Genomic DNA, 9,251 nt, shown 5'->3' on the forward strand with positions numbered 1-9,251 from the left:
CCCAAATTGCCGGGCGTGACTACTCGTGTCCCTGCACCAAAACATAAGGCTTGATCACCAGAGCCCAAACCTCGGCATCGGCCTCAAACCATGCCTGCGCCTGGGTGTCGCTGACCGCATCCACCTTGCCTTCCTCCATCCAGGCCTTGAACTGATCGGCATTATCCCGGGACAGCTCCGCGCCCACTTTTACCAGATCCAGCTCCGGGGCCACCGCAATGGCCCGACCGGCGGCGAAAAAACGCTGTAGCTCTCGCCAGGGGATGGTGGCCGTTTCCAGATTCAGGGTCGCTTCCAGAGGTAAAGAATCGTCAGTCATAATGTAAGGGGGTCTTGATCAGTCGGTTCAGACAAAACCGTCAGGTGCGACGGTTGCGATAGGCGCGGGCCGCGCGGGAGGCGTTGTCCCGTTCCAGCACGGAACAGATGCGCTCTCCGGCCAGGATGAGCTTGTCCAGGTCCACGCCGTGCTCGATACCCAGGCCGTTGAGCAGGTAGACCACATCCTCGGTGGCCACATTCCCGGCGGCCCCCGGTGCGAATGGGCAGCCGCCCAGGCCGGCCACGGCGCTGTCGATGGTGGCAATACCGGCATTCAGCGCCACCAGAATATTGGCCAGCGCTTGACCGTAGGTGTCGTGAAAGTGCACGGCCAGTCGTTCCGGCCCGACTTCCGGAAGCAGGTGCGCCAGAAGCCGCTCGGTATCGCCCGCGGTGCCGACACCGATGGTGTCGCCCAGGGAGACTTCCCGACAGCCCATGGCCAGTAGCTCTCGCGTCAGTGTCAGTACGGCACCGGGGGTAACGGCGCCCTCATAGGGGCAGCCCAGCACACAGGAAATGTAGCCGCGCACCGGGAGGCCCGCGTTGGTGGCGGCGGCAATTACCGGCGCGAACCGCCCCAGGCTCTCGGCGATGGAACAGTTGATGTTCTTCTGGCTGAAGGTTTCCGAGGCGGCGGCAAACAGGGCCACTTCATCAGCGCCGACGGCCAGTGCCCGCTCCAGGCCTTTCATGTTGGGGGTGAGGGCGGCGTAGGTGACGCCCGGACGGCGGTTCATGGCCTGGAACAGCGCATCGCTGTCCGCCATCTGCGGTACCCGCTGGGGATGAACGAAGCTGCCGGCTTCCAGATAGTCGAGCCCGGCGTCCGCCAGATCCTCAAGGAGTTGGTGTTTGGCGGTGAGCGGGACGGGGTGGGTTTCGTTCTGCAGACCGTCACGCGGGCCGACTTCGATCAGCCGGACCCGCGTGGGGCGTTGGGGGTGTTGCTCAACCACGGATCAGTTGATGTCGAAATCGCTGCGCCGCAGCATTTCCGCGTGGCTCAGAGAGCGGTCGATCTGCTGTACATCGGCGGGGGTCAACATGCCGGCGACCTGACGCAGCTCAAAGCTGTTGATGATGTAGTCGTACAGCGCGTTCTGGTAATCGCGTTCGGCCTGGTACACCGCGCGCTGGGCAAGCAGTACTTCCACCAGATTCCGGGTACCCACTTCATAGCCGGACTGGGTGGCTTCCAGGGCACTCTGGGCGGAAACAATGGCCTGCTGGCGGGCCTTGACCTGGGCCACGCCGGTTTCTACCGACAGGTGCAGGGCGCGGGCCGACTGGATCACGGTGCGTTCGGCGCGGTTCTGCTCGGCGCGAGCCTGCAGGTACTGAGAGCTGGCCTGGCGACGCTCGGCGGAGGTGCGGCCGCCGGAATACAGCGGTACGTTCAGGCTAAGCGTGATGCTAGTTCCCTCTGAGTCATCGTCGCTATCAAAAACTGCACCCCCGAAGTACTGGGAACCCTCGTTAGCAGTATCACTGTAGGTCGCCGAGGCGCCCAGGGTGGGCAGGTGCTGTGACTTGGCGGCCTTGGCGGTCTGCTCTGAGGCCCGGGTATTGAGCTGGGCGGCCTTGAGATCGTAATTGTTTTTCAGGGCAAATTCGACCCATTCGTGCCGGTCGGAGGGCGTCGGGCGCACCACCGGGAAGTCGTCTGACAGGGGGGCAATCGCATCGTGCGGTCGGCCGGTCAATACTTCCAGCGCTTCATAGGCAATGCCCAGGTCACCCTGCGCCTGCAGAGCTGCGGCGGCTGCACTGTCGTACACAGACTGGGCTTCATGGACTTCGGTGATGGCGGTCAGCCCCACTTCGTAGCGCTGACGGGTCTGCTCGAGCTGTTGCTCCAGGGCCTTCTCTTCGGCACGGGCGGTTTCCAGGTTGTCCGCTGCGCGCAGAACGTTGAAATAGGCTTCGGCAGCCCGAACGATCAGCGCCTGCTGATCGGCGCCAAACTGCACCTCGGCCAGCTCGCTCAGGGTACCGCCGCGCTGGTAGTTGTACCACGCCGCCATGTTGAACAGCGGCTGACTCAGGGAAATTTCCCAGCCGGAACTCTCGCGTTCGGTCTCCCGTGTGACATTTTCCGTGTTATCGGTGGCGTCCTGACTGCTGTCGGTGTAATACACCCGGGCATCAATCTGCGGCAACAGGCCGGAGCGGCCGAGGGTTCGGTTTTCCAGTCCCGCCTCGTAGGCGGCTTCGTCGGCTTTCAACTGCGCGTCGTTTTCCAGCGCCAGTTCATAAATGTCCAACAGCGAGTTGGCGCTGGCCGTAAAGGGCACCAGGGCCATCAGACCGAGAAACCAGAGGGATCGGGTTGTTTTCATGTGAGTTCCTGTCCGTTGCAATCCAGAGTTGGGGCACCGTCGAATGGTAGGCAGTCTGCGAGTTTACTCACTCGGCTGCGGCAGGTCGAGCCTGTGCATGAATGAAGTTGTAAAAAAGGGTAAAACGTGTAAGCCGGGTTTGTCATCGGGCGCCGAGGATACGCTCGCTTTACAGCGCTGGATGACTCGCCTAGACTGTGGCGCATTCGTCGGGGTGCCCGCCTTGAAAGGCTGGCTGAGATCTTACCCGTAGAACCTGATCCGGTTAATACCGGCGTAGGGAACGAAAGCGCAACAGCCTCTCTGGTGCCTGCCACCATTGTTCTATCTCCTCATGGCTTATAGCTGACGTTTCCCGCGCCACTGTCTTCGGGAGTGGAACGCGTGAACGACTTTTTGAACCCATCCAGACCCGCCGCACCCGCGGTGGCACTGACCATTGCCGGTAGCGACAGCGGCGGTGGCGCGGGTATTCAGGCCGACCTGAAAACCTTCGCCGCGCTCGGTGTGTACGGTTGCAGCGCGCTGACTGCGCTGACCGCGCAGAACACCCTCGGCGTGCAATCGGTGCACTCAGTTCCTTCGACGTTCGTCACCGCGCAATTGGATTCAGTGCTGAGTGATTTTTCGGTGCGAGCCATCAAAACCGGCATGCTGGCCGACGCCGCCACGCTTCGAGCGGTGGTGACGGCGTTGGCGCATTGCGCCGACACGCCGCTGATAGTCGATCCGGTAATAGTGGCCACCAGTGGTGACCGCCTGCTGGACCGGGACGCCGAAGCCACCCTGCGTGAGGAGTTGCTGCCTCGCACTGACCTGTTGACCCCCAACCTGATGGAAGCGGCCGCTCTGCTGAACGAGCCTCTGGCCTCGGACCCTGCCGGCCTCTGGCGCCAGGCCGAGCGGCTATTGGCGCTGGGCACCAAAGCGGTGCTGCTCAAGGGTGGGCACGGCAGCGGGCCGCTGGCGCAGGATCTGTTGCTGGGCCCGGACTTTTCGGAAGTGTTCAGCCGCCCCCGGATCGACACGCGCAATTCCCACGGCTCGGGCTGCACCCTGTCGGCGGCCATTACCGCCTACCTGGCTTCGGGGCTCAGCCTGACCGATTCGGTTCGGGCCGCCAAAGATTACGTGCACCGGGCGCTGGTCAGCGCCGCCGACTGGCGGCTTGGCCGGGGTTCGGGCCCGCTGAATCACGGCGTTGCGCCTCTGGTCGACCCCCGCAGCGCCCCATCTGGCCCGGTGCCGCGCTCTGTATCTTCCAGTCACCTTCACGGAGAACCTCTGCTATGAGTCATACCGCCAACCCTTCGCCGCTAAGCCGCTCGGCCCAGGTGGACCCCCATTCTGTCGCGCCGCTCCCCGGTTCCAGCAAAGTGTACGTCCAGGGCTCCCGCCCGGATTTGCGGGTACCCATGCGGGAAATTGCGTTGAGCCAGACCGCCACGGAGTTTGGTGGGGAAGCCAATCCGAGCGTACGGGTCTACGATACCTCCGGCCCCTACTCGGACCCCCAGGCACAGATTGATCTGCGCCGTGGTCTGCCGGGACTGCGCAGCCTGTGGATCGAAGAGCGCGGCGATACCGAGGTGCTCGAGCAGGCCAGTGCCCGCTACACCCAGGCGCGCCTGAATGATCCCGAGCTTGAAGCGCTGCGCTTTGATCTGCACCGGCCGCCCCGTCGTGCCAAGGCTGGCGCGAATGTCACCCAGATGCACTACGCCCGCCGCGGTATCATCACCCCGGAGATGGAGTACATTGCCATCCGGGAGAATATGGCACTGGCCCAGGCGCGGGAGCGGGGCGAGGTACAGCATCCCGGGGAGGCCTTTGGTGCGGCCATTCCCGATGAGATCACCCCGGAGTTTGTGCGCTCGGAAGTGGCCCGGGGTCGGGCGATCATTCCCTGCAATATCAACCATCCGGAATCCGAGCCGATGATCATCGGGCGCAATTTTCTGGTGAAGATCAACGGCAACATCGGCAACTCCGCGCTGGGATCTTCCATCGAGGAGGAAGTGGCCAAACTCACCTGGGGCACCCGCTGGGGCGCGGACACCGTGATGGACCTGTCCACCGGTAAACACATTCACGAAACCCGCGAGTGGATCTTGCGCAACGCCCCGGTGCCCATTGGCACGGTGCCGATCTATCAGGCCCTGGAAAAAGTCGATGGGGTGGCCGAGGATCTGACCTGGGAGGTGTTCCGGGACACCCTGATCGAGCAGGCGGAGCAGGGTGTGGATTACTTCACCATTCACGCCGGTGTGCTCCTGCGCTATGTGCCGCTGACCGCCAAGCGGGTGACCGGCATCGTTTCCCGCGGCGGCTCAATCATGGCCAAGTGGTGCCTGGCCCACCATCAGGAAAACTTCCTGTACACCCACTTCGACGACATCTGCGAAATCATGAAGGCCTACGACGTCGCCTTCTCCCTGGGCGATGGCCTGCGCCCCGGCTCGGTGGCCGACGCCAACGACGAAGCCCAGTTCGGCGAGCTCGAAACCCTGGGCGAGTTGACCCACCGCGCCTGGGAGCACGACGTGCAGGTGATGGTGGAGGGCCCCGGCCATGTGCCCATGCAGATGATCAAGGAAAACATGGACAAGCAGATCGAGGTCTGCGGCGAAGCCCCGTTCTATACACTTGGCCCGCTGACCACCGACATCGCGCCGGGCTACGACCACATCACTTCGGGCATCGGCGCCGCCATGATCGGCTGGTACGGCTGCGCCATGCTCTGTTACGTCACCCCGAAAGAGCACCTCGGGCTGCCCAACAAGGACGACGTCAAAACCGGCATCATCACTTACAAAATCGCCGCCCACGCGGCGGACCTGGCCAAGGGTCATCCGGGAGCGCAACTGCGCGACAATGCCCTGTCCAAGGCGCGCTTCGAGTTCCGCTGGGAAGATCAGTTCAACCTGGGCCTGGACCCGGATACCGCCCGCGCTTTCCACGACGAAACCCTCCCCAAGGAGTCGGCCAAGGTGGCCCACTTCTGTTCCATGTGCGGGCCCAAGTTCTGTTCCATGAAAATCTCCCAGGAGGTGCGGGATTACGCCGCGGCTCAGGGCAATGAGGTGGTCGAGGAGGCTGTCCGCATGGTGGATGTGGAGGCCGAGATGCAGGCCAAAGCCCGGGAGTTTCGCGAGCAGGGCGCGGAGTTGTATCAGAAGGTTTGATTCCCACGATTGAGTCGGGATCCTCCAGAAGGTCCGGGCGCGCTATCAGGTGGGTTGTTTCGGAACCGCGATGAATATGTCCCTATAGCTCCCTCGCTTCATCCCTGAAGCGAGGGTTCCGAAACAACCCACCTGACATCGCGCCCTCCGTGGTGGCGTCACGTTATGGGAGCGGCGGATGCGCCTACGGCTCCGATGTGTCGGACCGGTCCGCCCTACGCTGCTTCACGTTTTGGTAACGGCGGATGCGGGCTACGCCCTTATCCCGCCCTACGGGTAACTCGGCAGGTCGTGTAGGGCGGATAAGCCGAAGGCGCATCCGCCGTTCCGAACCCCTACACCCCATCAAAAGGTGGCCGAATGGTATCGGGCTACGTAGTATAGGGGGCTGAATATACCTCGAAGGACCCGGTGTCAGGTGGTCTGTTTTGGAACCCTCGCTTCAGGGATGAAGCGAGGGAGCTCCATGGATGGATTCATCGCGTTTCCGAAACAGACCACCTGATGGCGGGGCCGCCCAAACTACAAAGTGCCCAACACCAGCTTCAAAGGCCCACCATGACCCACTGGCAAAAACCCCCTTTCACCCGTGACGACGTCCAGATCACCCAGCGGGAAACCCTCTACAAAGACTTCTTCCGGGTCGACAAAGTCACCCTCAAACACCGATTATTTCAGGGCGGCTGGACCGGAGAGCTCTCCCGGGAGCTGTTCCTGCGTGGCCCCGCCGTCGGGGTCCTGCTCTACGACCCCAAACACGACACTGTCGGCCTCATCGAACAGTTCCGCGCGGGGGCCCTGGCCGAACCCGGCGGGCCCTGGTGCATGGAAATTGTTGCCGGCATGATCGAAGACGGCGAAACCTGCGAAGATGTTGCCCGTCGGGAATCCGTCGAGGAAGCCGGTGTTGAGCCCTACCATATGGAATATATCGCCAACTACCTGCCCAGCCCCGGTGGCAGCGATGAAAAAATGCACATCCTCTGCGGCCTGGCGGATCTCAGTCAGGCTGGTGGTATTCACGGGCTGGACGAAGAGCACGAAGACATCAAGGTCCACGTTCTGGCCGCTTCGGAGGTGTTCGCCCACCTGTATGATGGACGCTTTAACAGCGCCGCGGTATTGCTGTGTCTGCAGTGGTTGCAGCTCAACCACGCCCGGCTGAAGCAAGGCTGAATCGGCAAACTCTGGTAGACTGGGTTCCAGGTCCTTTGCGGCCGGGTTGCCGACCCACTGCCCCACCCATGATTGTGTCAGGGTGCATCGCCTCTCAGCGGTGCGCTCCAGAGGCTTTTATTGTGGGTGTCGGGAGGGCCGTACCAGGAAACTCAAACTCACTCGGAGACCGACCGAGCATGGTCAAAAGCCGTTACAAAGTGAACCTGTCGCGCCAGCTGGCGGAGTGCGAGGCCAACTACTGGCGTCTGCGCAAGCTGTTGCCCGAGGACTCGCTCACGCCGGGTGCGCAGTGGCAGTTCGCGGTGGTCAGCGGCGAGCGGCACTGGCAGACACGCGTGACGGTCATCGAGTGCTCCCGCTACACCACGACCGTCCAGTTGAGTCAGGTCCAGGCGGATGAGCCGGGAGCGGAGTGGTTGCGCGCGCCGCAATTGACGGTCCGCCTCTACCAGGATGCCGAGCTGGCGGAGGTTCTGGCCTGGGAGCGGCATCGCCGGTTGCAGCCGCGCTACGAGTACCCCAACCAGGCCATGTATCACCAGGACGAAAAAGCCCAGTTGAACCGGTTTCTGGGGGAATGGCTGGGCTTATGTCTGGAGAAGGGGCACTCTCTGGAAACGGTCTGGTAGAAGATCACATTTTTCTGATAAATGTTCCGACACCGGTCGCATGCGTCTTGCACCGCCTCCCACTTGTGGTTATTCTCGAAAAAACTTCGGCCATTCGACGGCGCTTCAATCTACCTCCGTCCTCTGGCCAGAAGCAGAATCAACCGGATTATCGAGACGTTCGTGCGCCTGATTCAAATTACCGACTGCCACTTGGGCCCGCTGTCTGACCCCTCACTATTAGGGTTGAACACCGACCAGAGCCTGGACGATGTATTGCGCCTGGTAGCCCGGGAGCAGACGGCCGTGGATGCCATGGTGTGTACCGGCGACATTGCCAGCGATGCCCATGAAGAGTGCTACGGTCGCTTTGTGACCACGGTTCGCAAACACTTTTCGGTCCCTCTGGGATGGTTGCCCGGCAACCACGATTCGGCGGCCATCATGGCCCAGCTGGAAAGCGACTTTGTGCCTGAGTCTCGGGTTATGAGTATCGGGGAGTGGTTGGTGGTTCTGCTCGATTCCGCCGTGCCGGGGCAGGTATACGGCCACCTGGCGGAGAGCGAGCTGGATTTCCTGTCCCAGACACTCGCCAGTAACGGCCCTCGTCCAACCCTCGTCATGCTGCACCACCAACCCGTGCCGGTAGGCAGTCGCTGGATTGATGAATACATCCTCAAGAATGCCGATGATTTCTTCGCCATCATTGATGCGCACCCGCAGGTGAAAGGTGTCTCCTGGGGGCATGTGCACCAGTTCTATCACGGCGAGCGCAACGGGGTGCAGCTGTTTGCCACACCCGCCACTTGTATCCAGTTTAAACCGGGCAGTGAGTCGTTTGCCGTGGATCGGGCCATGCCCGGTTACCGCTGGTTTGACCTGCACGACGATGGCCGCCTGGACACCGGGGTATCCCGGGTAGAGGACCAGAAGTACCAGATCGACTATCAGTCGGCTGGCTATTGATGGTGGCGATTTGGGCTTGTCCGCGCCTCGTCTGATTTATATCCATGGTTTTCTCAGCTCGCCGGCCTCCTTCAAGGCGTGGCAAATGAAGGCGTGGCTGGCCGAGCATCGCCCCGACATCGACTACCGTTGTCCGCACTTGTCCCCTTATCCCCGCCTGGCGGCCGAGCAGCTGGCGAACCTGGCCGATACCAATGGCCCCCTGTACCTGATGGGCAGCTCCCTGGGCGGCTTCTGGGCCACCTGGCTGGCCGAGCGATACAGCGCCCGAGCGGTACTGATCAACCCGGCGGTCAGCCCCTGGCAGTTCATGCCGGATTATCTGGAGGTTGACCTCAAGGGCTATCACACCGATGATACCTACCGCCTGAGCGCCCACCATGTGGATGAAATCCGGGCCTATGAGGTCGAGCCGCTGAACCACCCCGAGAATCTGTGGCTGTTGGTTCAGACCGGGGATGAAACCCTGGATTATCGACAGGCGGTGGCCAAATACCAGGGCGCGAGGCAGACGATCGAGCCCGGCGGCGACCACGGTTTTCAGGGCTTTGAGCGGTATATCCCCGAAGCGATGGCGTTTCTGGAAGGGCGGTAACGGCGGATGGCAGAGGTTTGGGTAACGGCGGATGCGCTGCGCTTATCCGCCCTAC

General features: G+C 62.2%; 9 protein-coding genes and 1 riboswitch. Of the genes, 6 read left to right on the forward strand and 3 right to left on the reverse strand.

Translation table 11 applies throughout. The features are described from left to right. Nucleotides 1-19 precede the first annotated feature (19 nt). The 3 genes from B3187_RS12585 to B3187_RS12595 are packed head-to-tail and all read right to left on the reverse strand — an operon-like array spanning nucleotide 20 to nucleotide 2,663. Entirely contained in the window at nucleotides 20-319 is a 300-nt protein-coding gene (locus B3187_RS12585; RefSeq protein WP_286806835.1) for a DUF2288 domain-containing protein, read from the reverse strand. Nucleotides 320-359: 40 nt separating this feature from the next. Next, entirely contained in the window at nucleotides 360-1,280 is a 921-nt protein-coding gene (locus B3187_RS12590) for a hydroxymethylglutaryl-CoA lyase (protein WP_286806837.1), read from the reverse strand. Between the two features lie 3 nt (nucleotides 1,281-1,283). Then, entirely contained in the window at nucleotides 1,284-2,663 is a 1,380-nt protein-coding gene (locus B3187_RS12595; protein ID WP_286806838.1) for a TolC family outer membrane protein, read from the reverse strand. Between the two features lie 200 nt (nucleotides 2,664-2,863). Next, nucleotides 2,864-2,963, forward strand: a riboswitch (TPP riboswitch). 84 nt (nucleotides 2,964-3,047) lie between these two features. Between B3187_RS12595 and thiD the strand changes: the two genes are divergently transcribed. From thiD to B3187_RS12625, 6 genes are all read left to right on the forward strand, one after another. Further along, on the forward strand, nucleotides 3,048-3,956 hold the full coding sequence (gene thiD / locus B3187_RS12600; protein ID WP_286806840.1) for a bifunctional hydroxymethylpyrimidine kinase/phosphomethylpyrimidine kinase: 909 nt from the start codon (nucleotides 3,048-3,050) through the stop codon (nucleotides 3,954-3,956). Further along, nucleotides 3,953-5,848, forward strand: a complete 1,896-nt coding sequence (gene thiC, locus B3187_RS12605; protein WP_286806841.1) for a phosphomethylpyrimidine synthase ThiC — start codon at nucleotides 3,953-3,955, stop codon at nucleotides 5,846-5,848. The genes thiD and thiC overlap by 4 nt, the downstream gene beginning before the upstream one ends. A gap of 558 nt (nucleotides 5,849-6,406) precedes the next feature. Then, nucleotides 6,407-7,024 carry an NUDIX domain-containing protein gene (locus tag B3187_RS12610; RefSeq protein WP_286806842.1) on the forward strand — a complete coding sequence of 206 codons (618 nt, stop codon included), beginning with the start codon at nucleotides 6,407-6,409 and terminating at the stop codon, nucleotides 7,022-7,024. Between the two features lie 179 nt (nucleotides 7,025-7,203). Continuing rightward, complete coding sequence (locus B3187_RS12615; protein WP_286806843.1) at nucleotides 7,204-7,656, forward strand: DUF1249 domain-containing protein; 453 nt, start codon at nucleotides 7,204-7,206, stop codon at nucleotides 7,654-7,656. Between the two features lie 162 nt (nucleotides 7,657-7,818). After that, nucleotides 7,819-8,601 (forward strand): 3',5'-cyclic-AMP phosphodiesterase, encoded by a 783-nt coding sequence (gene cpdA, locus B3187_RS12620; protein ID WP_286806844.1) that lies wholly within the window; start codon nucleotides 7,819-7,821, stop codon nucleotides 8,599-8,601. A gap of 16 nt (nucleotides 8,602-8,617) precedes the next feature. Beyond that, the gene (locus tag B3187_RS12625; protein ID WP_286806845.1) at nucleotides 8,618-9,196 is read left to right on the forward strand and encodes a YqiA/YcfP family alpha/beta fold hydrolase; all 579 of its coding nucleotides are present in this window, start codon (nucleotides 8,618-8,620) and stop codon (nucleotides 9,194-9,196) included. Nucleotides 9,197-9,251: the final 55 nt, after the last annotated feature.

It is taken from the genome of Marinimicrobium sp. UBA4209, from assembly GCF_002381585.1.
In the GTDB taxonomy this organism is placed as follows: domain Bacteria; phylum Pseudomonadota; class Gammaproteobacteria; order Pseudomonadales; family Cellvibrionaceae; genus Marinimicrobium; species Marinimicrobium koreense.